This is a genomic window from Duganella sp. Dugasp78 (genome assembly GCF_059491455.1).
On sequence record NZ_CP168506.1, the window covers coordinates 692,012 to 714,108 of the forward strand.

A 22,097-nucleotide genomic window follows, 5' to 3' on the forward strand; every position below is an offset into this window, starting at 1 on the left:
CGAGATGGTATTAGCGCGCCGACGTTGGCTTGAACGACGGACGGTCGATATGACGGCCCGCGCCCTCCACCGCCATCAGCACGCCGCGATGGAACACGATGTTACCGGCGGCCAGCGTGGTGCTCGGAATGCCGCGCACGTTGCGGCCTTCGAATACATTGAACCCGCCCTTGGCGAACTGCGTCAGCGACGAGATGGTGCGGCTGCCTTCCGGGTCCCAGACCACGATGTCGGCATCGGCACCGACGGCGATCACGCCTTTGCGCGGATACATATTGAAAATCTGTGCGGCGTTGGTCGACGTCACCTTGACGAATTCCGACGGCGTCAGCAAGCCGCTGTTGACGCCCGCGTCCCACACCACGGACATGCGGTCTTCCACACCGCCGCAGCCGTTGGGGATCTTGGTGAAGTCGTCCTTGCCGGCGGCCTTCTGCTCAGCGCAGAAGGTGCAGTGGTCGGTCGCGGTGGTGTGCAGGTTGCCGCCTTGCAGACCATGCCACAACGCGGCCTGATGGTGCTTGCTGCGGAACGGAGGGCTCATCACATGGCCCGCCGCAAAGTCCAGATCCTCGCTCTGGTACACGCTGTCGTCGATGACCAGGTGGCCGGCCAGCGCCTCACCGTACACGCGCTGGCCGTTGGCGCGGGCGCGGGTGATGGCCTCCAACGATTCGGCGCAGGAGACGTGCACGATGTACACCGGTGTGTTGAGCACATTGGCGATCGCGATGGCGCGGTTAGCCGCCTCCGCCTCCACTGCCGGTGGACGCGACAGCGGATGCGAACTCGGTCCGGTCAAGCCCTTCTTCAGCAGGTCCTGCTGCAGCTGATAAACCAGCTCGCCGTTCTCCGCGTGCACGGTCGGAATCGCGCCCAGCTCCAGCGAGCGGCGGAAGCTCTTCACCAGCGTCTCGTCGTCGGCCATGATGGCGTTCTTGTACGCCATGAAGTGCTTGAAGCTGTTGACGCCATGATCGCGCACCAGGATGCCCATGTCGCGGTGCACCGTCTCGTCCCACCAGGTGATCGCCACGTGGAAGGTGTAGTCGCCGGCGGCCTTCTGCGCCCAGCCGCGCCATTGGTGGTAGGCCTCGATCAGGTTCTGCTTCGGCGCCGGTATCACGAAGTCCATGATGGTGGTGGTGCCACCCGCCAGGCCGGCCGCCGTGCCGGTGTAGAAATCATCCTGCGTCACAGTGCCCATGAAGGGCAGGTTCATATGGGTGTGGGTATCTATCCCGCCTGGCATGACGTACTGGCCGCTGGCGTCGATCACCTTGGCCGACGCCGGCGCATCGAGGTTGTCGCCGACGGCGACGATCTTGTCGCCGTAGCAGAGCACATCGGCACGAAAAGCCCGGTCGGCGTTGACGACAGTGCCGCCGCGGATGATAGTTGTCATGGACATCTCCTGAGTCTCTTTAGGGGTGAGCGGCCCGGATCGCGGGCACCGCTTTGCCCTTCATCATAACCCCATACACCAGCGCGGAAATAGCGATTCCCACAAACCAGGCATAGGTGTATATCGTTTTAAAAGCGGGCGCCACATCGGGGAAGGACGCCGGGAAAGCGGCATTGAGGAAGCCGGGGATATTCGGCAGCACGCCGATCACAAACGCCGCCAGCGCGGCCATGTTCCAGCCGTTGCCATATGAGTACTGGCCGTCTTCGCGATACAACTCGGCGACGTTCAACTCGGTCTTGCGCACCATGTAGTAGTCGACGATCAGGATGCCGGCGATGGGGCCCAGTAGCGCCGAGTAGCCGATCAGCCACGTGAAGATATAGCCTTGCGTGGATTCGAGTATCTTCCACGGCATCATCAGGATCGCAATGCCGGCCGTGATGTAGCCACCCACCTTGTACGAAATCTGCTTGGGCGCCAGCGACGAAAAATCGTAGGCCGGGCCGACCAGGTTGGCGGCCAGGTTGACGGATACCGTATCGATCAGCAGGATCAACAGCGCGATCAGCACGGCGGCGCCGGTCATGCGGCTGGCCAGGTCGACCGGATCCCAGATCGCCTTGCCGTACAAGACCACGGTGGCGGAGGTGACGATCACCGCCATCATCGCCAGGAGGCCCATAGGCACCGGCAGGCCGACGGATTGGCCCAGCACCTGGTCGCGCTGCGATTTGGCGAAGCGGGTGAAGTCTGGAATGTTCAGCGCCAGCGTGGCCCAGAAGCCGACCATCGCCGTCAGCGAAGGCCAGAACACGGACCAGAACTGGCCCGCCTTCTTACCGCCCGCGATAAACTGCGAAGGTGCCGATAACAGGTCGCCGAAGCCGCCGGCCTTGTTGTAGACCCAGCCAAGCAGCACGAAGCAGATCACGATCTTGAGCGGTGCGGTGTAGGTCTCCAGTTTGCGGATCGCGTCCATGCCGTGCACGATGTACCAGAACTGGATGCCCCAGAAAGCCAGGAAGCACAGCAACTGCCCGCCGTTGATGCCGAGGCCCGAGATCTTCTCGCCGCCGATATCGCCGCCCATCATCACGCCAAGCAGCGTGTAGATCATCTGGCCGCCGAACCAGGTCTGGATGCCGTACCAGCCGCAGGCGACGATGGCGCGCATCAGCGCCGGCAAGCGCGCGCCGGCGGTGCCGAACGACGAGCGGGCCAGCACCGCATACGGAATGCCGTACTTGGTGCCGGCGTGGCCGATCAACAGCATCGGCAGCAAAACGATGGCGTTCGCGAGGAACACAGTCAGCACGGCCTGGTAGCCGGACATGCCGCCTTCAATCAGACTGGCGGACAGCGTATAGGCCGGTATGCACATCACCATGCCGACCCATAGCGCGGCGAAGTGATACCAGCGCCAGGTGCGTTGCGCCGCCGTTGTCGGGGCCAGGTCTTCGTTCCAGAGTTGCGTGCTGCCAGAGAGTTCTTTGCTCACGGGGCTTTCTCCAAAAGGTTGTGTATCCTTCTATCGCTGCAAGTTCCGTACCTATTTTGCGCCCGCTCACCCCGCACTGCGAGCCGCCGGGGTCTGACCCCGTACGGGGTCAGACCCCTTTTGTCCTGGGGTGGGCGCTGCCACTCAATCACACTGGCTCGGCAACCTTTTCCGCACGCGGGTTGCGCGGGTCCTGCGTCCAGTTCATGTATGGCTTGCCTGTATCCTGCGGCACCATCGTGATGCAGCCCTGCACCGGGCAGGTGATTTCGCACAGGTTGCAGCCCACGCATTCTTCCTTGATGACTTCATACGTGCGCTCACCGCTGACAGCGTCGATCAGCTGTGCGATCGACTGGTGCGACGTGTCTTCGCACGCCACGTAGCAGCGGCCGCACTTGATGCAATCGTCCTGGTTAATCTGCGCGATCACCTGATAGTTCATGTTCAGGTATTTCCAGTCGGTCGTGTTGGGCACCGCCTTGCCGACAAATTCGCTGATGCTCTTGTAGCCCTTCTCGTCCATCCAGCGCGACAAGCCGTCCTTCATCTCTTCGACGATGCGGAAGCCGTGCAGCATGGCGGCCGTGCAGACCTGCACACAGCCCGAACCCAGCGCCATGAATTCCGCCGCGTCGCGCCAGTTGCCGATGCCGCCGATGCCGGATATCGGCAGTCCCTTGGTCTGCGGATCGCGCGCGATCTCGGCCACCATGTTCAGCGCGATCGGCTTGACGGCCGAACCGCAGTAGCCGCCGTGCGTGCTGGCGCCACCGACAATCGGGAAGGCCACCATCTGGTCCAGGTCCAGGTGGGTGATCGAGTTGATGGTGTTGATCAGCGAGACCGCATCGGCGCCGCCGGCCTTGGCGGCGCGCGCCGGTGCGCGTACGTCGGTGATGTTGGGCGTCAGCTTGACGATGACCGGCAGCTTGGAGTGCGTCTTGCACCAGCGCGTGACCATCTCCACGTATTCGGGAACCTGGCCCACGGCCGCGCCCATGCCGCGCTCCGGCATGCCGTGCGGGCAGCCGAAGTTAAGCTCGATGCCGTCGGCGCCGGTGGCTTCCACTTTCGGCAGGATGTCGGCCCACAGCTTTTCTTCGCAAGGCAGCATCAGCGAGACGATGATGACGCGGTCCGGCCAGTCCTTCTTCACCTGCGTGATCTCTTGCAGGTTGATGTCCAGTGAGCGGTCGGTAATCAGCTCGATGTTGTTGAAGCCGAGGACTTCGCGGTTCTTGCCGTAGTGCGCCGAGTAGCGTGACGACACGTTGACCGCGGCGGGATCTTCGCCCAGCGTCTTCCACACCACGCCGCCCCAACCCGCCTCGAATGCGCGCACCACGTTGTAGGCCTTGTCGGTCGGCGGCGCGGAGGCCAGCCAGAACGGGTTGATGGACTTGATGCCGCAGAATTCTATGCTCAGGTCAGCCATTATGCAGCCTCCTTCTTCTCAACGTTACTCATTTTGTTCAAACTTTGATGTATGGCCTGTGCAGCGAGTTTCCCGTGCTGTACCGCCTGCACGGTCAGGTCCTGTCCGGGCGCCACACAGTCGCCGCCGGCGTAGATACGCGGCAGGACTGTGCGGAACTGATCATCGACGTGGATTTTGTCGCCGTCGCGTTTCAGCGTTTTCGCCAGTGGATCACTGATGCTCGTTTCGTCCATGCTCTGGCCGATGGCTTTGAAGATCGCGTCGGCCGCGATCTCGAAAGTCTCACCGGTGCCAGCCAGACGGCCGTTGGTGATTGCGGTTTTCTCGAAGCGCATGCCGCGCACGCGGCCCGCTTCGTCCAGCAGCACTTGCTGCGGCTGGGCCCAGGTGCGCATGCGGACCTGGTTTTCTTTCGCAATGTGTTGTTCGTGTTCGGTGGCGCTCATCGCGTCGAAGCCGCGACGGTACACCAGCGTGACTTCCTCCGCGCCGAGGCGCTGGATCTGCACCGCCATATCGATCGCGGTATTGCCGGCGCCGATGACGATGGCGCGCGCTGGCAGCGGCAGCTTGCTCAGGTCATCGGCCTGGCGCAGCGCGGCGATGTAGTCCACGGCGGCCAGCAGGCCAGGGGCGTCTTCACCGGTCAGACCAAGCTGCTTGCTGGCGCCCAGGCCCAGGCCGAGGAACACGGCGTCGTACTGCGCGTGCAGGTCCTTCAGCTGCACGTTGCCGCCCAGCGCCTGGCCATGTTTGACTTCGATGCCGCCGATCTGCAGCAGGAAGTCCACTTCCTTCTGCGCGAAGTTGTCGGTCAGCTTGTACTTGGCGATGCCGTATTCATTCAGGCCGCCGGACTTTTCTTTCGCTTCGTAGATCACCACGTCGTTGCCCAGCATCGCCAGGCGGTGCGCGCACGACAGGCCTGCGGGACCTGCACCGACCACGGCGATTTTCTTGCCGGTCGATGCGGCGCGCTTGAATGGATGCTCGGTGATGGTCATGTTGTCGATGGCGTAGCGCTGCAGCAGGCCGATTTTCACCGGCTGGCCTTCGGCATCATGATTGCGCACGCAGGCGTCTTCGCACAGGATCTCGGTGGGGCAGACGCGCGAGCAGCTGCCGCCCAGGATGTTCTGCTTCAAGATGCCGACGGCCGCGCCGTTGATGTTTTCGTCGTGGATATTGCGGATGAAACTGGCGACGTCGATATCGGATGGGCAGATGCGCGTGCACGGCGCGTCGTAGCAATACAGGCAGCGCGAACTTTCGATCGCGGCCTGGCGCGCATTCAGCGCGGGTGCCAGGTCAGTGAAGTGTTCCGCCAGTGTGGCATTGGCTTCCTTCGGCTGGGGCATGTATTTGAGAGATTCGATCATCATACGATTTCCTGGCTTATATGGTGAGCGTCGTCCCCGCGAAAGCGGGGACCCATACTTCGCATGCGGTCATGCGTTCTATGGATTCCCGCCTGCGCGGGAATGACGGAGCTTACTTCATCTGTGGGAATGCAAATTCTGCGCCAGCGCTTGCGGTGTTCGGCCAGCGCTGCATCACTGCCTTGTGGCGCGTGTAGAAACGCACGCCTTCGGGACCGTATGCGTGATGGTCGCCGAACAGGCTGCGCTTCCATCCGCCGAAACTGTTGAAGGCCATCGGCACCGGCAGCGGAACGTTCACGCCCACCATGCCGACCTGGATCTGCCGCACGAACTCGCGCGCCACGCCACCATCGCGCGTGTAGATCGCCACGCCGTTGCCGTACTCGTTACGGTTGATCAGTTCCACCGCGCTGCCCACGTCCGGCGAACGCAGCATGCACAGCACGGGGCCGAAAATCTCTTCCTTGTAAATCGACATATCCGGCGTGACGTGGTCGAACAACGTACCGCCGATGAAGAAGCCGTTCTCGCGGCCAGCGACGACGTGATTGCGTCCATCGACCACCAGTTTCGCGCCCTGCTCCACGCCTTCGCCAATCAAGCGCTCTATACGCTGCTTGGCCGCGCTTGAAACGACAGGTCCCATTTCGGCATCCGACGCCATGCCGTCGCGCACTTTCAGTGCGGCGGTGCGCTTTGCCAGTGCGTCGACGATCTTGTCGCCCGCATCGCCAACCGCCACCACCACGGAGATCGCCATGCAGCGCTCACCGGCGGAACCATACGCCGCGCCCATCAACGCATCGACAGTCATCTCCATGTCCGCATCCGGCATGACGACCATATGGTTCTTCGCGCCGCCCAAAGCCTGCACGCGCTTGCCCGCAGCGCAGCCGCGCGAGTAGATATATTCGGCGATCGGCGTCGAGCCGACGAAGCTCACCGCCTGCACCACCGGATGGTCGAGCAAGGCATCGACGGTCACCTTGTCGCCCTGGATGACGTTGAACACGCCGTCCGGCAAACCGGCCTCCTTCAGCAGCCGCGCATGCAGCAGCGACGGCGACGGATCGCGCTCGGAAGGCTTGAGAATAAAGGTGTTCCCGCATGCGAGAGCCACCGGGAACATCCACATCGGCACCATCACCGGGAAGTTGAACGGCGTGATGCCGGCCACCACGCCCAGCGCCTGGCGCATCGACCAGGCGTCGATGCCGCGCGAGATCTGGTCGGTGAATTCGCCTTTCAGCAACTGGGGAATGCCGACCGCGAATTCCACCATCTCGATACCGCGCGCCACTTCGCCTTGCGCATCGGCGAAGGTCTTGCCGTGTTCACGCGTCAGCATGGCCGCGAATTCGTCGGTGTGCTGCTGGCACAGTTGCAGGTATTTGAACAGAACGCGGGCGCGCGTCAGCGGCGGCGTGGCGGACCACGCAGGAAAGGCTTTTTCCGCTGCGCGTACGGCGGCATCGACTTCTTCCGTCGTACCCAGGGCAACCCTGGCCACCGGTTCGCCCAGCGCGGGATTGAACACGTCCGCATAGCGGCCGCTTTGCGTATCGACTTTACTGCCGTTGATGTAGTGGGTGATAGTGTCCAGGTTGCTCATAACGTTCTCTCTAAATGCGATCAGCCCAGCAGGCTGTCTGCGTCAACATAGGTATAGCCAAGGCCGTGCGCCACCGCTTCGTAGGTGACGTGGCCGAGACAGACATTCAAGCCGTTCTTCAGGTGCGGATTGGCTTTCAGCGCCTTCTGCCAGCCCTTGTCGGCCAGCGCCAGCGCGTGGCCGATGGTCGCGTTATTCAGTGCGAAGGTCGACGTGCGGGCGACCGCACCCGGCATGTTGGCCACGCAGTAGTGAATCACGCCATCGACCACGTAGGTCGGCTTTTCGTGCGTGGTGGCGTGAGAGGTTTCGAAGCATCCACCCTGGTCGATGGCGACGTCCACCACCACCGCGCCCGGCTTCATGCGCGCGATCATTTCCTTGGTCACCAGCTTGGGCGCCGCCGCGCCGGGCACCAGCACGCCGCCGATCACCAGGTCCGCATCGAGCACGGCTTCCTCGATAGAGTGCGCGTTCGAATACATGGTCGAGATGCGGTTGCCGTAGATGAGGTCCAGCTGGCGCAGGCGGTCGATGTTCTTGTCCAAAATCGTCACGCGCGCGCCGATGCCGACCGCCATCTGCAAGGCATTGGTGCCGACCACGCCGGCGCCAATGATGGCGATGTGACCCGGCGCCACACCCGGCACGCCGCCCAGCAGCAGGCCCATGCCGCCCTTGGATTTTTCCAGGTGCGCGGCGCCCGCCTGTATCGACATGCGCCCCGCCACTTCGCTCATCGGCGCCAGCAGCGGCAAGCCGCCGTTGGCGCCGGTGATGGTTTCGTAGGCGATGCAGACCGCGCCCGATTCCACCAGCGCCTTGGTCTGTTCCGGGTCCGGCGCCAGGTGCAGATAGGTGTACAGGATCTGGCCTTTGCGCAGCATCGCGCATTCTTCCGGCTGCGGTTCCTTCACTTTGACGATCATCTCGGCGCGAGCGAAGATTTCGGACGCCGTTTCGATGATGTTGGCGCCGGCACCCTCATACATCGCATCGCTCAAGCCGATGGCGACACCGGCGTTTTTTTGTACAAGTACTTGATGGCCACGCAATACGAGTTCCTTCACGCTGGCCGGGGTAAGGCCAACGCGGGACTCCTGGTTCTTGATCTCTTTTGGGACGCCTACCAGCATGGTGTTCTCCTCATTGTCTCCGCCACCACCGTCGCTCCCGCGAAAGCGGGAGTCCATGCTGAATATGCTCAGCATGGGTCCCCGCTTTCGCGAGGACGACGGCGGTCAGGCTAGGTTTTTAAGTACAGTCGTGAGTTTTCCAAACAGTTCATCGATGTGCTTTTTCTCCAGCACTAGCGGTGGCGACAGAGCGATGATATCGCCGGTGGTGCGTATCAAAATACCGTCGGCAAAGGCCTGCTTGAAGGCGGCGAAGGCGCGCGCGCCCGGCTTGCCTGCGATAGGCGCCAGCTCGATGCCGGCGATCAGGCCGATGGTGCGGATGTCGATCACGTGCGGCAGGCCTTTGAGCGAGTGCACCGCGTCGGCCCAATATTCGGCCATGCCTGCGGCGTGTTCGAGGATCTTCTGTTCCTTGAACACTTCCAGCGTCGCCAGCGAGGCGGCGCAGGCGACCGGGTGGCCAGAGTAGGTGTAGCCGTGGAACAGCTCAATGCCGGCCGGCGCTTCCATGAAGGCGTCGTGGATGAATTTTTTGCTGAACACCGCGCCCATCGGAATCACGCCGTTGGTCAGGCCTTTGGCGGTGGTCATCATGTCCGGCTCGACATCGAAGTAGTCGGCCGCGAACGGCGTCGTCAAACGGCCGAAGCCCGTGATGACTTCATCGAAGATCAGCAGGATGCCGTGCTTGGTGCACAGCTCGCGCAGACGCTTCAGATAGCCCTTCGGCGGGATCAGCACACCGGTGGAACCGGCCACCGGTTCGACGATCACGGCGGCGATGGTCGACGCGTCATGCAGCGCGACGATGCGTTCGAGTTCGTCGGCCAGCTCGGTGCCGTATTCCGGCTCGCCGCGCGTGTAGGCGTTCTTCTCCAGGTTGTGCGTGTGCGGCAGATGGTCGACGCCTGGCAGCATCACGCCGTACGGCTTGCGGTTGCCGGCGATGCCGCCCACCGAGATGCCGCCGAAGCCGACGCCGTGGTAGCCGCGCTCGCGGCCGATCAAACGCGTGCGGCTCGCCTCGCCGCGCGCCTTGTGGTACGCCAGCGCGATCTTCAGCGCCGTGTCCACCGCTTCGGAACCGGAGTTGGTGTAGAACACGTGGCCGAATTTGTGGTTGGTGTACTCCATCAGTTTTTCGGCCAGGTCGAAGGCGGCCGGGTGGCCCATCTGGAAGGTCGGCGCGAAATCGAGCTGACCCACCATCTCGCGCACGGCGGCGACGATCTTCGGCTGCGCGTGGCCGCACGGCACGCACCACAGGCCGGCGGTGCCGTCCAGGATGGTATTGCCGTCGACGTCCTTGTAGTACATGCCTTCGGCCGACACCAGCAGGCGCGGATGGGCTTTGAAATCGCGATTATTCGTGAAAGGCATCCAGAAGGACGCCATCGATTCAGGTCTGGATTCGTTCATGCTCATCTCCCGGAATAACAGTTTGCTCGCAAACGTGTGGATTTTTTTGACGAACCGTAAAAAAATTTACCAGTTGGCAAAATGATGATGCAATAATAGACAGCGCAACAACTATGGCACAGATACACAAATATCAAAACTGCCCAACCGTACAGGCAACAAAAACACTACAGTTTTGCTTTGCGCTTTAAGTGGAGTCAAGGATGGAGCTAACGAATCCTGCGATCGATCAAGCCGACTGCCCGCCCGGCGCGGCAGGCTGGCCCGTGCTCGCCATAGAGCGCAGCAAGAAAGGCAGCCTGGTCGACCAGATCGTCTCGGCCATCAGCGCGATGGTGGGCCGCAGGGAGTTGCGCATCGGAACGAAAATGCCGTCGGTGCGGCAATTTGCGAAGTGTAATGGCATCAGCACCTTTACAGTTGTCGAATCCTACGACCGCCTGGTGACATTGGGACTGTTGTCATCGCGCCGCGGTTCCGGCTATTTTGTGGCCCGGCAGGACATTCCCGCGACCTTGCTGCCGTCCACGCTGCAGGCGGTGCCGACCGCCATCGACGCCCTCACCCCCGACCTGTATTCCGGCACCTCGGACGCGCTGGCCGTGGGCGCCGGCTGGTTGCCGCCCGAATGGTATGGCGAGGACACCATCCTCGACGCCGTGCGCCACGCGATGCGCATCCCCGCCAACCGGCTGCGCGGCTACGGCCATCCGCTGGGCTTCCCGTCGCTGCGCCAGCAGCTGTCGTCCACGCTGAGCGACGAGCTGTTCCCGGTCGAGCCGGAGCAGGTGCTGCTGACTCATGGCGCCACCCACGCCTTCGACCTGATCCTGCGCACGCTGACCAAGCCGGGCGACACCGTGTTCGTCGAGGATCCCGGCTACAGCAACCTGCTGTCGCTGATACGCCACCACGGCTGCGTCCCGGTCGGCATTCCGCGCGGCGAGCATGGCCTCGATTTCGACACACTGGCCAAACAGGCCGCGCAGACCCAGCCCAAGCTCATGTTCGTCAACACGGTGCTGCAAAACCCGCTGGGCACTTCGCTCAGCGTGGCGCAGGCGCATCGCCTGCTTGGCCTGGCCGAGCAGTTCGATTTCTGGCTGGTGGAGGACGACATCTACCGCGAGCTGGCGCCGCGCGGCGAAGCCTCGCTGGCGGCGATGGACGGCCTGCGGCGCGTGATCCGCGTCGGCAGCTTCTCCAAGACCTTGTCGCCGGTGCTGCGGGTGGGCTCGATCTGCGCCTCGGCCTCGCTGATCCCGGAGCTGCTGCGGGTGAAGATGCTGGCCGGCCTGACCACCTCCGAGATCAACGAGCGCGCCGCCTACCACGCCATCACCGCGCGCCCCTACAAGCGCATGGTGGACAAGCTGGCCAACCAGCTGGAGGCCGGCCGCGAACGCGCCATCGACAGCCTGCGCAGCGTCGGCATGGAGCCGCTGGCCAGGCCGCGCGGCGGCATGTTCGTCAGCGCCGGCTGGAGCGAGGCGCCCAGCGCCGACTGGAACGGCAAGGTCATCGCCGACCTGGCGCTCAAGTCCGGCATCCTGCTGTCGCCCTGCGATTTCTTCATGCTGCGTGCGCCGGAATCGATCTGGTTCCGCTTCAACGTGGCCTACACCGACCATCCACAACTCCTGACCTTCCTGAGACTCACATGCCGACAGCAAAACTGAATGCCGAGCCAGCGCCGAAGATCAAGCGGCGCGTTCTCAATCGCGACAAACTGGAAGCCGACATCGCCGCCGAGGCGGTGCGGGTATTCGCCGAATGCGGCTACGAAGGCACCTCGATCGCCACGGTGGCGGAGAACGCCGGCCTGTCGAAGCAGAACCTGATGTACTACTTCCCCACCAAGCAGGCGCTGTACCAGCGCGTGCTGGACGAGGTGCTGGACGATTGGCTGGAACGGATGGAGAACCTGGCCGCCGGCGACCAGGATCCGCGCGACGTGCTGCGCACCTACGTGCAGGCCAAGCTCAAATTCTCGCGCGAGCAGCCGTGGGCCTCGCGCGTGTATGCGATGGAGGTGATCAGCGGCGCGCAGATGTACGGCGCCCAGATCCAGAACCGCGTGGTGCCGCTGGTGCGCAAGGATATCGAGGTGTTCGAGAAGTGGATCAGCGAGGGGAAGATTGCGCCGATCAATGCGACGCACCTGCTGTTCGCCATCTGGGCGATGACGCAGTCCTATGCGGACTTTTCTGCGCAGATGGCGCTGGTGTTGAACCGCAAGCAGCTGACCAAAAAGGACTTCGACGATGCCGAGAAGGTCATCGTCGATATGGTGCTGTCGGCGATCAGCGTGCCGCCGCCAGTTTGCGACGGCGCGCCATAAAGCCCACCAGGCCCAGGCCGGCCAGCAGCATCGCGTAGGTTTCCGGTTCCGGCACCGGCGCGGTCGGCACGGTGCCGCTAAAGCTCTGCAAGTGGATCTCGCCGTACTGTTTCAGCGTCTTGGCGAACACGCCGCCTTCGACGTTGGCGCCGCCGACGTTGCTGAAGGTGCCGTCGGCCACCAGCACCTGGCCGCCGAAGGTGCGGCCGACGGTGACGCTATTGTCATGGCCGGCGAAGTTCCAGATCAGCTTGCTGCCCAGCGCCTGCGCCTGGTTGAAATTGGCGTACAGGCTCAGGTTGCTGTCGTCGGTGTTGAAGATCACCGTGCTGGCGCCGTTCAGGTTGAACGAAATATCGGTCACCTTGTTCGAGAAGATCTTGCTGTCATCCTGGGTCAGGTCGAACACCAGCACGCCGTTGACGGCGGTGCCGCTCAGCAGCACGTTGCTGTCGTTGTTGCTGTAGATGACCTGGGTGCCGGCCGTCGCGTGCAGGGCCGACAACTGGCTCGACAGGCCGGTCATCACCGCGCCGAAATTGGTCGAGGTCGAGGCAGCCAGCGTGCTGTTCATCACGGCGGTCGGCGCGGCCATCACATTGTTGTGATTGGTGTTGACGTAGTTGCCCGCATGGGTGCCGCCGTTGAAGTTGACACTGCTGGCGGTGCCGACCACCCAGGCGTCGCCGTTGAAGCTGGAGCCGCTCGCCGAGCCGCCCACGTACGAGGAACCGCTGTTGACGTTGATGCCGTTGGCGTCGCCGCCGGTCACCAGGCCCAGGCCGTTCACATGCACGTTGCCGCTCAGGGTGCCGCCCACGGTCAGGCCGGCGTAGGCCGAGGCTGGCGTGTCGCCGACATGCTGGACGTAATCGCCGCCGTTGGCGTTCAGGCCCACATAGCTGCGGCCGTCGACGTGGGAGGTCGACGTCAGGTTGCCGCTGACGACCACGTTGAACTGTTGCAGCATCTGGTTGGCGGTCAGCGGGGCGGCGCAGGCCGTTCCCGACAGAAGGGTTGCGGCGGCAATGGCGATACAGGTACGAGCGATCATGAAGCGGTCCCTATGGAAAATATAAGAAAAATAACTGAATTGCTGAAAGTATATCATTGTTTCCTATAGTTAGCATACCAGGATGCCACATAATCGCAAAAGTCCGCTAAGCTGGAAGACCGCCACGCATTAACGGAACCCGCATGCCCAGCTTCGAACCCTTCCAGCTACAGACGTCCCGCCTCACCCTGCGCTTCATCGACAACGGCGATGCCGACGCGCTGTTCCGCCTGTTCTCCGATCCCATCGCGCTGCGCTACTGGAGCAGCGGCCCCTGGCTGCACCGCGACCAGGCCATCGACAACATCGAGCAGACGCTCAAAGGCTACCAGGACGGCAGCTCGCTGCGCCTGGCGATGGTGCTGCCGGACGGCGAACTGATCGGCACGGCCACCCTGTACGCCTTCGACCGCCGCAACCACCGCTGCGACATCGGCTATATGCTGGCCCAGCCGCACTGGGGCAAACGCTACATGCAGGAAGCGCTGGCCGCGCTGATCGGCCATGGCTTCGGCCCGCTGGAACTGCACCGCATCGAAGCCGATATCCATCCCGATAACATTGCCTCCGGCCGCATCCTGGAAGGCCTGCACTTCCAGCGCGAAGGCCTGCTGCGCGAGCGCTGGTTCGTGAGCGGCGAAATCTCGGACAGCGTCATCTATGGCCTGCTGCGCAGCGACTGGAACGCAGCAACAGGCGTTGCGCAGCAGCACTGATTTAGCCGCCGCTTATCCTCTGGAATAACCGGTCATCCCGCTCAAACCGCAGTTGATCGGAATCCGCAACAGCGCGCTTGGTGGCTTTGCTACAGTGATTCCATCGCAACGATTTTGATGGAGTGCCAAATGAGTAAATTGAACAGCCAGGCCGTGATGGATCTGATGGAAGAAATCTTCCGCGCCTTCGCGCAGACCGTACGCTACGGCCTGCGGCTGGTGCAACGCATGTCGCCGCCGGCGCTGCTGGGCGCCGCGCTGATCCTGGCCTTCATCGTGAGCATCCTGCCGCTGGCGCTGGTGCTGTTCGCCTTCTTCATGCTGCTGAAGATCGCGGTCGGCGTCTGCGTGATCGGCAGCCGCCGCCAGCGTCGCCGCCAGGAGCACCAGCAATGAAAAAACGGGGGCTGGCCAGGGCCGGCTACGACAACGCCAAGAGCCTGCTCGACATCATCCGCGAGATCGGCGAGACGGCCACCAGCATGTGGTGGCGTTTCTTCGACTGGCTGGCGCAGGTGGAATGGCGCAAGCTGATGATGGTGTGGCTGCTGTTGCTGCTGTTCGGCCTGACGCCGTTCGGCCTGCCCAAGCAGACCGCCGCCTTCATCGCGCTGTCGCTGGGCCTGAAGGTGCTGGCCGGCGGCAAGCGCAAGGCCGAGATCGAAGCGCGCGACGCCACCAGCCACGCCGACGAGGAAGGCATGGAGCGGCGCGTGGTCGAGGCGCGCATGGCGGCGCTGCAGGCGCAGGTCGAGCCGCACTTCCTGTTCAACACGCTCGCGCTGATCGGCCAGCTGATCGAGACCGATCCGCCGCAGGCCGCGCGCATCCACCAGAACCTGATCGACTACCTGCGCGCCACGCTGCCGCAGATGCGCGCCAAGGGCGCCGGCACGCTGGGCCGGCAGATCGAGATGTCGCGCGCCTACCTGGCCATCATGCAGGCGCGCATGGGCGCGCGGCTGGCGGTGTCGATCGACGTGCCGCAGGAAATGCTGAGCGCCACCTTCCCCGTGATGATGCTGCAGATCCTGATCGAGAACGCCATCAAGCACGGCCTGGAGCCCAAGATCGAAGGCGGCCGCATCGACATCCGCGCCAGCGTCGACGGCGCCATGCTGCAGGTGGACGTGCTGGACGACGGCATCGGCTTCAACGTCCACGCCGGCGACGGCATCGGCCTGGCCAATGTGCGCGAGCGCCTGCGCATCCTGTACGGCAACCGCGCGCAGCTGGTGATCGAAGCGCCGCTGACCGGCGGCACGCGTGCCAGCGTCCGCATCCCCTATGCGCCGGATATCTTTGCCGGAGGATCGAAATGAGTATCGTCACACCGGGCGGCCAGCGCCGCGCCACCGCGCTGATCGCCGACGACGAGGAACCGATGCGCCGCCAGCTGCGCGCGCGCCTGCTGGAGGCGTGGCCGGGACTGGAGATCGTTGCCGAGGCGGCCAACGGCATCGAGGCCGTGGCGCTGGCCGGCCAGTACCAGCCGGACATCGTGTTCCTCGACATCCGCATGCCCGGCTTGTCCGGTATCGAGGCGGCGCGCATGCTGTTCAACCGCTGCCACCTGGTGTTCGTGACGGCCTACGATCAATACGCGATCGAAGCCTTCGAACAGGGCGCGCTCGATTACCTGCTCAAGCCGGCCGGCGGCGAACGCCTGAAGACCACCTGCGCGCGCCTGCAATCGCTGATCGGACAGCAGCCGTCCAACATCGAGCGGCAGCTGAGCCAGCTGTTGTCCAGCCAAAGCAAGCCCACCGCCAGACCGGACTACCTGCGCTGGATCCAGGCGGTGGTCGGCAGCAACCTGCGCATGATCAGCACGCGCGAAGTGCTGTTCTTCCGTGCCGACGAAAAGTACACGCGGGTGCAGACCGCGCAGGCGGAAGTGCTGATACGCAAAACGCTGAAGGAGCTGGCCGACGAGCTGGACCCTGACGAATTCTGGCGCATCCACCGCTCGACGCTGGTACGCGTCGATGCCATCGAAGAAGTCACGCGCGACTTGCGCGGACGGCAGATGGTCAGGATCCGCAACTTCGCCGAACAGCTGGAAGTCAGCCGCGGCAACGCCCATTTATTCCAGCAAATGTAATCTCCATCTGATCGTTATCAATATATACTTTCCCGCATCGTTCGGCCGCACCAGGCCGCCGAACGGATGGGGGTAAATATTGATCGAATCTGTTCCATACCACGACAGGGAGAAAACAATGTCCAACATACCCAAACAAACGCGCAGCAACGTCATTCCATGCATGCGCTACCGCGACGCGCCAGCCGCCATCGACTGGCTGTGCACCACTTTCGGCTTTGAAGCGGCGCTGGTGGTGCCGAACGAAGACGGCAGTATCGCCCATGCGCAACTCAGTTTCGGCAACGGCATGATCATGCTCGGTTCGGTGTTCGACACCGAGTTCGGCCGCCTGATGAAGCAACCTTCCGAGATCGGCCAGTTCAACACCCAAAGCTCCTACCTGGTCGTCAACGACGCCGACCTGGTGTACGACCGCGTCAAGCAGGCCGGCGGCGAGATCCTGCTCGACATCAAGGACGAGGACTACGGCGGCCGCGGCTTCACCTGCCGCGACCCTGAAGGCCATATCTGGAGCATTGGCACGTACGATCCGGCGGATTAAGGAGCAGATCTCGACGGCAATCTCTTCGACATGATGCAGTGGGACGCCAGCGCGGCTTGACGCTAAAACGCCGGTGGCATCTATCGCGTTTAAAGCGGCGGCATGAAGCCGTCGCGGCCGACCAGCACCGCGTTGGCGTGGACCTTGCCATCCGCACCTTCCATGCCGATCACCATGACCTTGGCGCCGACCACCAGCAGTTTGCGCTCGCCCGGCACGAACTGGCCGTAGGTGGTGGCCTTGTCCAGCAACACTTGCTGGGACCTGCCGCCAAAGCGCATTTCCAATTCGGTGCTACTGGATTTCTTGATCACCTTGGCGACGGTGGCGTTGGTCATGGTGCCCTGTTCGATGTTGTCCCAGGGGTAGTGGCCCTCGTTCATGCCGCGCGCCGCCTCCGGGAAGATCATCACGCCCGTCGCCCGGATCTTGCCATCCGGGGCGGGAGCGGCGGCAATGCCGAGGAAGCTGTTTTCCTGGATCGCCGCCTGGCTGCTGCGCGACACGTCCAACACCTGCGCCTGCTCCAACAACTGCACCGTGGTCTTGACGCCCTTGCGGTCGACGATGGTCAACTCGCCGGCGCCGGCTGCGGTCACTTCGCCGCGCAGATGCAGTTGACGGTCGGCGGCGAAACTGGCGCCGGCGGTGGCCAGCGTGGCGATGGCGATCAGGGTCGTGATAAATTTCATGGTGTGTCCTCGGATGAATGAAGTGGAGGCCGCACTATGCCGCGCCCGGCGCCGCGCCGTAATCGGTCGAATGTCCGATGCCGGGCGTGAAGCAAAGATGGCTATAATCGGCCGATGCATCCCGAAACCCTCGTCTCCGTTACAGACACCATGCACGCGCTGGCGTATATCGGCGACTTGAGCATGGGCCAGCCCACCGACCATTCGCTGCGCACCGCGTGGCTGGGCGCACGCCTGGCCCACGCCTCCGGCTGCGGCGCCCGCGATTGCGAAGCCGTGCAACAGGTCGCGCTGCTGCGCTGGTCGGGCTGCACCGCCAACGCGCCGGATTTCAGCGTGCTGATTGGCGATGATGTCGGCGGCCGCGCGCTGTTGATGTCGCAGAAAACCAGCGACCCGGCCTTTGTGGCGATGGGCAGGCAACTGCAGGGCGCCTTCCAGCAACTGTCGGAAATCCACTGCGAGGTGTCGGGCGACATCGCCCGCATGCTCAGCGTTCCGGCCGATGTCGAGCTGGCGCTGCGCTCGATCTTCGCAACCGGAGTGGGTGTGCCGGCGAGCGTCTACATCGTGGCCTTGGCCAGTGACATCGAGGTCCTCAGCCGCGCGCAGGGTCTGGAGCGCATGCTGGACATCATCGGGCACAAAAGCGGCAAGGCTTACCCGGCGCCGCTGGCATCGATCGCGCTGCAGAACGCGACATCGTGGCTGGAAGTGCTGGACCAGAACGAGAGCTGGCAGGCGTCGCTGTCATTCGGCGCGCTGGCCGAACAGGACACCGTGCCGCTCGAGCTGCTGGCCGACGTGATCGACCTGAAGCTGCCATGGATGACCGGCTATTCGCGTCGCGTGGCGGAAGCGGCGCGTTGCGGCGCAATCGCGATGGGACTCGGCATGGAAACAGCGGAGCGCTGCCGCCGGGCGGCGCTGGTGCATGGCATCGGCCGCGCGGCGGTGCCCAATTCGGTATGGAACATGACCGGCCGGCTGTCCGCAGCCGCGCGCGAACAACTGCGGCTGGCGCCTTACTGGACCAGCCGCGCCGCCACGCGCATCGGCGCCCTGGCCAGTGCGGCGGCCGCCGGCTCCTATGCCGCCGAACGGCTGGACGGCAGCGGTGCCTTCCGGGCGTGCGCGGGAGCGTCGATTCCGGTCGAGGGCCGGATCGTGGCCGCAGCATCGGCATGGATCGCGCTGCAGTCGCTCCGTCCCTGGCGTGCGGCCATGACACCGGATGCTGCGCGCCTGCTACTGGAAACGGAAGCCGATGCCGGCCGCTTCGACAGCGTCGCCGTGCGGGCAATTTGCAGCGGCGCGGCGCCCGCCGCAGCCGACGCGCAACACCAGGTCATATTGACGGAGCGGGAGACCGAAGTTTTCCGTGGCATCAGCCTGGGCCTGACCAACAAGGAAGTGGCGCGCTCATTGGCGATCAGCCCGAGCACGGTGCGCACGCACGTGGAAAACGTGTTTCGCAAACTGGAATGCAGCACGCGCGCCGCCGCCACCCTCAAGGCCGTAACGCTACGGCTGATCTGATCCGGCTACTATGCCAGCGCGGCGATCAGGTCCTGGTCGGCGACTTGCGTGGGGCGGATGCGGATGATGTTGCGGTACAGCGGCGGCATGGCAGCGCATAAGGCGGCCAGTTCGGCCTCCGGCATGCCCGGCAATACGTACTGGAACTGCGTGGGATTTTTCAACGGCAGCGGGCCTTCCATCGTCGAGCCGTAGGCGCCCAGGTCCATGAAGCTGACGGCGCCGCTGTCCGGCCCTTTGGCAAAGACGAAGGTGCCGTCCTTGGGGTGGCCGAGATACTGGCGCACCTCTTCCTGCTGCGCCGGCGTGGCGCCGGCCATCAGTTTGAAGCGCAGTTGCGCGTAGGCGCGCGTGGTTTCCATGAAGGCGCTGCGGATGTCCGACTGCGACATCCGGCCCGGCATGCATAGCAACAGGTTGCCGAACGAATCCAGCAAGGCCACCGCCTCCCCCGCCCCGCCATGTTCACGGTCGCGCGCCATCGCCTGCAGCAGGAATGGCGCCAGACCGGCGTCCGGCTGCTGCGGCGTGCAGCGGTAGGCCAATGCGTCCGGGTACAACTGTTTGAGGGCGCGCACGATGGCGTGATCGGACGGCAGCGTCAGCGGGCATTTCAATTGTTGTTGCGGCAGATCGGTGTTGAACAGTTCCATCACTTCTGCGGCCGTGGCCTCGAACACCAATGAGCACAAGGCCTGCGTCGGTTCGGAGATGGTTTTGCCGATGAAGAAGGACTTCGGCGCGGCGCCCGAACTGCCGCGCGTGTACAGCGACGAGCCGAGGATGGCCGGATAGCTGAACGTCGCCTCGGCTTGCGGCCGCAGCGCTTGCGGCAGCGCGCTGAAGGTGGCGCTGGCGTCGTAGTTGAGGCCCGCGCTTTTGTCCGGCGCCGCCACCACCACGTTGAAACCGCCCGCCAGGATCGCGCCGCTGCACATGCAGCACGGGTCGAGCGAGGTGACGATGGTGATGTCCTGGGGCTCCGGCAGCTCACGGCCCTTGGCGCGTTCGGCGTAGTACCAGTCGATCAACTGGCGCTCGCCGTGCGCGGTCGGGTCGAAGATCAAGCCCTGCTTGATGACGTTGTTGTGCAGCGACTGCAGCACGTTGCCGTGCTGGTCGAGCATCAAACCGCCGACGCCGAAGGTGCCCTGCGTTTTGGCGGCAATAGCCTCCGACGCCGCGATCGCGACGGCGGCCTGCACATCGATTGTCTTCTTGAAGGCCAAGCTTACTTCTTCTTCAGGTCAGCGCCGCCGAAGGCGTTCGGCAGTTGTTCGGCCGCGGTGGTTTCGTAGATGTCGCCTTTGAGGTTGGTCAGCAGCACCGGCAGTTCGTTGCCGCCCAACTCCAGGATCACCTGGCGGCATGCGCCGCACGGCGCGATAGGACCGTCGGTTTCGCCGATGACGACCAGCTGCTCGAAATCACCCTGCTTGTAGCCGTGCGCGAAAGCGCTGAAGAAGGCGGTGCGCTCGGCGCAGTTGCACAGGCCATAGGACGCGTTTTCCACGTTACAGCCGTGGAAGACCTTGCCGTCATTGGTCAGCAGCGCCGCGCCGACCTTGAAGTTGGAGTACGGCGTGTAGGCCTTCAGGCGCGCGGCGGCGGCTTCGGCGATCAGTTCCTGTTTGTTCATGGTGTTCCTAGGTTTGCTATTGTTGCGGTGCGGGCTTTACCCCGCACCGCCTGGGGTCGGACCCCGTACGGGGTCCGACCCCGGTTTTCCGGGGTTACGGACGTATCGTACGGTAAATGACCGGATTCGCGGCCGGCGCTGCGGCTGCGATCTGGTAGGCCGCCTGGATTTCTCGGATCGCCTGATCGGCAGCTTCCTGCGTGCGCGCATGCACCATCGCCAGCGGCTGGCCGGCTTCGATCTTGTCGCCCAGGCCAACCAGGTCGGTCAAACCAACAGCGAAATCGATCGGATCGGCAGCGCGGCGACGGCCGCCACCCAGGCTTACGACGGCCAAACCGATATCGCGGCAGTTGGCGGTCGAGGCGTAGCCGGAGACCAGCGCAGGTGCCGGAACGATGATAGGCGAACGCTCCAGGTACTTGTCCGGATTTTCCATCAGGTCGGCAGGGCCGCCCAGTGCCACCACCATGCGCGAGAAACGCTCGGCCGCTTCGCCGCTGTCCAGCGACGCTTGCAGCTTGGCGCGCGCTTCTTCTTCGGTGGCAGCCAGTTTGCCCAGCACCAGCATCTCGGCGCACAGCGCCATCGTCACTTCATGCAGGCGCGCCGGACGCGATTTACCGGTCAGGTAGTCCATCGCACCGCGCACTTCCAGCGCGTTGCCGGCGTATGGCGCCAGCGATTCGTTCATGTCGGTCAGGATGGCCGAGGTCATCATGCCGGCGCCGTTGCCGACCTTGACGATGCTGTCCGCCAGCTCCACCGATTTGTCGTAGGTCGGCATGAAGGCGCCGCTGCCCACTTTAACGTCCATCGCCAGCGCGTCCAGGCCTGCCGACAGCTTCTTCGACAGGATAGAGCCGGTGATCATGGCGACCGATTCCACGGTGGCGGTGACGTCACGCACGCCGTAGAAGATCTTGTCCGACGGCACCAGCGACGAAGTCTGGCCAATGATGGCGACGCCGACTTCCTTGACCACTTTGCGGAACTGTTCATTGGTCGGCACGGTGGTGTAGCCGGGGATGGAGTCGAACTTGTCCAGCGTGCCGCCGGTGTGGCCAAGGCCGCGACCGGAGATCATCGGCACGAAGCCGCCGCAGGCCGCGACCATGGGGCCAAGCAGCAGCGAGACCACGTCGCCGACGCCGCCGGTCGAGTGCTTGTCGACCACCGGGCCTGGCAGGTCCAGCGAGCGCCAGTCCAGCACTTCGCCGGAATCGCGCATGGCCAGGGTGAAGGCGACGCGTTCATCCATGGTCATGTCGTTGAAGAAGACCGCCATCGCCAGCGCGGCGATCTGGCCTTCGGTGACGCGGTTGGAGGTGATGCCGCCGACGAAGAACTGGATCTCTTCAGCGCTCAGGACGCCGCCGTCACGCTTCTTGCGAATGATCTCTTGAGGTAAAAACATGGAATGCTCCAATCGGGTAATTGATAACGCCGCAGTGGAGTTCGCGGCACCCGCGAACCCCGCACTGCGGCGGCTGGGGGCCGATCCCACTGGGATCGGCGGGGCGAAGCCCCTATCCTGACCCCGTACGGGGTCAGACCCCTTCGTCTTAG

Annotated in this window: 19 protein-coding genes and 1 pseudogene; 8 read left to right on the forward strand and 12 right to left on the reverse strand. The window is 63.8% G+C overall.

What is annotated here, in order from left to right:
• Nucleotides 1-10 precede the first annotated feature (10 nt).
• The 7 genes from hydA to aptA form a co-directional block, all read right to left on the reverse strand.
• On the reverse strand, nt 11-1,405 hold the full coding sequence (gene hydA, locus ACEN9O_RS03015) for a dihydropyrimidinase (protein ID WP_495616176.1): 1,395 nt from the start codon (nt 1,403-1,405) through the stop codon (nt 11-13).
• 19 nt (nt 1,406-1,424) lie between these two features.
• The gene (locus tag ACEN9O_RS03020; protein WP_495616177.1) at nt 1,425-2,906 is read right to left on the reverse strand and encodes an NCS1 family nucleobase:cation symporter-1; all 1,482 of its coding nucleotides are present in this window, start codon (nt 2,904-2,906) and stop codon (nt 1,425-1,427) included.
• A 148-nt stretch (nt 2,907-3,054) separates the two neighbouring features.
• Nucleotides 3,055-4,344, reverse strand: coding sequence for an NAD-dependent dihydropyrimidine dehydrogenase subunit PreA (gene preA / locus ACEN9O_RS03025; RefSeq protein WP_495616178.1), 1,290 nt, complete (start codon nt 4,342-4,344; stop codon nt 3,055-3,057).
• The gene (locus tag ACEN9O_RS03030) at nt 4,344-5,729 is read right to left on the reverse strand and encodes an NAD(P)-dependent oxidoreductase (protein ID WP_495616179.1); all 1,386 of its coding nucleotides are present in this window, start codon (nt 5,727-5,729) and stop codon (nt 4,344-4,346) included. The genes preA and ACEN9O_RS03030 overlap by 1 nt, the downstream gene beginning before the upstream one ends.
• Nucleotides 5,730-5,838: 109 nt before the next feature.
• Complete coding sequence (locus tag ACEN9O_RS03035) at nt 5,839-7,341, reverse strand: CoA-acylating methylmalonate-semialdehyde dehydrogenase (protein WP_495616180.1); 1,503 nt, start codon at nt 7,339-7,341, stop codon at nt 5,839-5,841.
• A gap of 20 nt (nt 7,342-7,361) precedes the next feature.
• Nucleotides 7,362-8,477: an alanine dehydrogenase gene (gene ald / locus ACEN9O_RS03040; protein WP_495616181.1), complete on the reverse strand. Its 1,116-nt coding sequence runs from the start codon at nt 8,475-8,477 to the stop codon at nt 7,362-7,364.
• A 105-nt stretch (nt 8,478-8,582) separates the two neighbouring features.
• Nucleotides 8,583-9,899, reverse strand: a complete 1,317-nt coding sequence (aptA, locus tag ACEN9O_RS03045) for an omega-aminotransferase AptA (protein WP_495616182.1) — start codon at nt 9,897-9,899, stop codon at nt 8,583-8,585.
• A gap of 203 nt (nt 9,900-10,102) precedes the next feature.
• On the opposite strand from aptA, the gene ACEN9O_RS03050 reads away from it, so the two are divergent.
• Nucleotides 10,103-11,578, forward strand: a complete 1,476-nt coding sequence (locus ACEN9O_RS03050) for an aminotransferase-like domain-containing protein (protein WP_495616183.1) — start codon at nt 10,103-10,105, stop codon at nt 11,576-11,578.
• The gene (locus tag ACEN9O_RS03055) at nt 11,560-12,240 is read left to right on the forward strand and encodes a TetR family transcriptional regulator C-terminal domain-containing protein (RefSeq protein ID WP_495616184.1); all 681 of its coding nucleotides are present in this window, start codon (nt 11,560-11,562) and stop codon (nt 12,238-12,240) included. The genes ACEN9O_RS03050 and ACEN9O_RS03055 overlap by 19 nt, the downstream gene beginning before the upstream one ends.
• Here ACEN9O_RS03055 and ACEN9O_RS03060 read toward each other — a convergent pair.
• A complete protein-coding gene (locus tag ACEN9O_RS03060; protein WP_495616185.1) occupies nt 12,203-13,294 on the reverse strand; it encodes an FxDxF family PEP-CTERM protein in 1,092 nt (363 codons plus the stop codon). The two genes, ACEN9O_RS03055 and ACEN9O_RS03060, sit on opposite strands and share 38 nt — an antisense overlap.
• Before the next feature lie 143 nt (nt 13,295-13,437).
• On the opposite strand from ACEN9O_RS03060, the gene ACEN9O_RS03065 reads away from it, so the two are divergent.
• The 5 genes from ACEN9O_RS03065 (at nt 13,438) to ACEN9O_RS03085 (ending at nt 16,658) form a co-directional block, all read left to right on the forward strand.
• Entirely contained in the window at nt 13,438-14,010 is a 573-nt protein-coding gene (locus ACEN9O_RS03065; protein WP_495616186.1) for a GNAT family N-acetyltransferase, read from the forward strand.
• A gap of 129 nt (nt 14,011-14,139) precedes the next feature.
• A complete protein-coding gene (locus ACEN9O_RS03070; RefSeq protein WP_495616187.1) occupies nt 14,140-14,406 on the forward strand; it encodes a hypothetical protein in 267 nt (88 codons plus the stop codon).
• Nucleotides 14,403-15,332, forward strand: coding sequence for a sensor histidine kinase (locus ACEN9O_RS03075; protein ID WP_495616188.1), 930 nt, complete (start codon nt 14,403-14,405; stop codon nt 15,330-15,332). The genes ACEN9O_RS03070 and ACEN9O_RS03075 overlap by 4 nt, the downstream gene beginning before the upstream one ends.
• Nucleotides 15,329-16,114: a LytR/AlgR family response regulator transcription factor gene (locus tag ACEN9O_RS03080; RefSeq protein ID WP_495616189.1), complete on the forward strand. Its 786-nt coding sequence runs from the start codon at nt 15,329-15,331 to the stop codon at nt 16,112-16,114. Before ACEN9O_RS03075 ends, ACEN9O_RS03080 begins: the two co-directional genes overlap by 4 nt.
• Before the next feature lie 118 nt (nt 16,115-16,232).
• Nucleotides 16,233-16,658, forward strand: coding sequence for a VOC family protein (locus tag ACEN9O_RS03085; protein WP_495616190.1), 426 nt, complete (start codon nt 16,233-16,235; stop codon nt 16,656-16,658).
• An 89-nt stretch (nt 16,659-16,747) separates the two neighbouring features.
• On the opposite strand, the gene ACEN9O_RS03090 is transcribed toward ACEN9O_RS03085, so the two are convergent.
• Nucleotides 16,748-17,350: a hypothetical protein gene (locus ACEN9O_RS03090; RefSeq protein WP_495616191.1), complete on the reverse strand. Its 603-nt coding sequence runs from the start codon at nt 17,348-17,350 to the stop codon at nt 16,748-16,750.
• Between the two features lie 114 nt (nt 17,351-17,464).
• Here ACEN9O_RS03090 and ACEN9O_RS03095 point away from each other — a divergent pair, with 114 nt between their 5' ends.
• Nucleotides 17,465-18,889, forward strand: coding sequence for an HD domain-containing phosphohydrolase (locus ACEN9O_RS03095; protein WP_495616192.1), 1,425 nt, complete (start codon nt 17,465-17,467; stop codon nt 18,887-18,889).
• 8 nt (nt 18,890-18,897) lie between these two features.
• On the opposite strand, the gene ACEN9O_RS03100 is transcribed toward ACEN9O_RS03095, so the two are convergent.
• The 3 genes and pseudogenes from ACEN9O_RS03100 to deoA all read right to left on the reverse strand — a co-directional run bounded on the left by ACEN9O_RS03100 (nt 18,898) and on the right by deoA (nt 21,945).
• Complete coding sequence (locus ACEN9O_RS03100; RefSeq protein ID WP_495616193.1) at nt 18,898-20,118, reverse strand: nucleoside deaminase; 1,221 nt, start codon at nt 20,116-20,118, stop codon at nt 18,898-18,900.
• Between the two features lie 2 nt (nt 20,119-20,120).
• Nucleotides 20,121-20,531 (reverse strand): annotated as a pseudogene (locus ACEN9O_RS03105) (cytidine deaminase); the annotation flags it as partial.
• A 91-nt stretch (nt 20,532-20,622) separates the two neighbouring features.
• Complete coding sequence (gene deoA / locus ACEN9O_RS03110; RefSeq protein WP_495616194.1) at nt 20,623-21,945, reverse strand: thymidine phosphorylase; 1,323 nt, start codon at nt 21,943-21,945, stop codon at nt 20,623-20,625.
• Nucleotides 21,946-22,097 lie beyond the last annotated feature (152 nt).

Coding starts and splice junctions, on each gene's coding strand:
- hydA (WP_495616176.1), bottom strand. CDS start 1,405: ATGACAACTATCATCCGCGGCGGCACTGTCGTCAACGCCGACCGGGCT.
- preA (WP_495616178.1), bottom strand. CDS start 4,344: ATGGCTGACCTGAGCATAGAATTCTGCGGCATCAAGTCCATCAACCCG.
- ACEN9O_RS03030 (WP_495616179.1), bottom strand. CDS start 5,729: ATGATGATCGAATCTCTCAAATACATGCCCCAGCCGAAGGAAGCCAAT.
- ACEN9O_RS03035 (WP_495616180.1), bottom strand. CDS start 7,341: ATGAGCAACCTGGACACTATCACCCACTACATCAACGGCAGTAAAGTC.
- ald (WP_495616181.1), bottom strand. CDS start 8,477: ATGCTGGTAGGCGTCCCAAAAGAGATCAAGAACCAGGAGTCCCGCGTT.
- aptA (WP_495616182.1), bottom strand. CDS start 9,899: ATGAACGAATCCAGACCTGAATCGATGGCGTCCTTCTGGATGCCTTTC.
- ACEN9O_RS03050 (WP_495616183.1), top strand. CDS start 10,103: ATGGAGCTAACGAATCCTGCGATCGATCAAGCCGACTGCCCGCCCGGC.
- ACEN9O_RS03055 (WP_495616184.1), top strand. CDS start 11,560: ATGCCGACAGCAAAACTGAATGCCGAGCCAGCGCCGAAGATCAAGCGG.
- ACEN9O_RS03060 (WP_495616185.1), bottom strand. CDS start 13,294: ATGATCGCTCGTACCTGTATCGCCATTGCCGCCGCAACCCTTCTGTCG.
- ACEN9O_RS03065 (WP_495616186.1), top strand. CDS start 13,438: ATGCCCAGCTTCGAACCCTTCCAGCTACAGACGTCCCGCCTCACCCTG.
- ACEN9O_RS03070 (WP_495616187.1), top strand. CDS start 14,140: ATGAGTAAATTGAACAGCCAGGCCGTGATGGATCTGATGGAAGAAATC.
- ACEN9O_RS03075 (WP_495616188.1), top strand. CDS start 14,403: ATGAAAAAACGGGGGCTGGCCAGGGCCGGCTACGACAACGCCAAGAGC.
- ACEN9O_RS03080 (WP_495616189.1), top strand. CDS start 15,329: ATGAGTATCGTCACACCGGGCGGCCAGCGCCGCGCCACCGCGCTGATC.
- ACEN9O_RS03085 (WP_495616190.1), top strand. CDS start 16,233: ATGTCCAACATACCCAAACAAACGCGCAGCAACGTCATTCCATGCATG.
- ACEN9O_RS03090 (WP_495616191.1), bottom strand. CDS start 17,350: ATGAAATTTATCACGACCCTGATCGCCATCGCCACGCTGGCCACCGCC.
- ACEN9O_RS03095 (WP_495616192.1), top strand. CDS start 17,465: ATGCATCCCGAAACCCTCGTCTCCGTTACAGACACCATGCACGCGCTG.
- deoA (WP_495616194.1), bottom strand. CDS start 21,945: ATGTTTTTACCTCAAGAGATCATTCGCAAGAAGCGTGACGGCGGCGTC.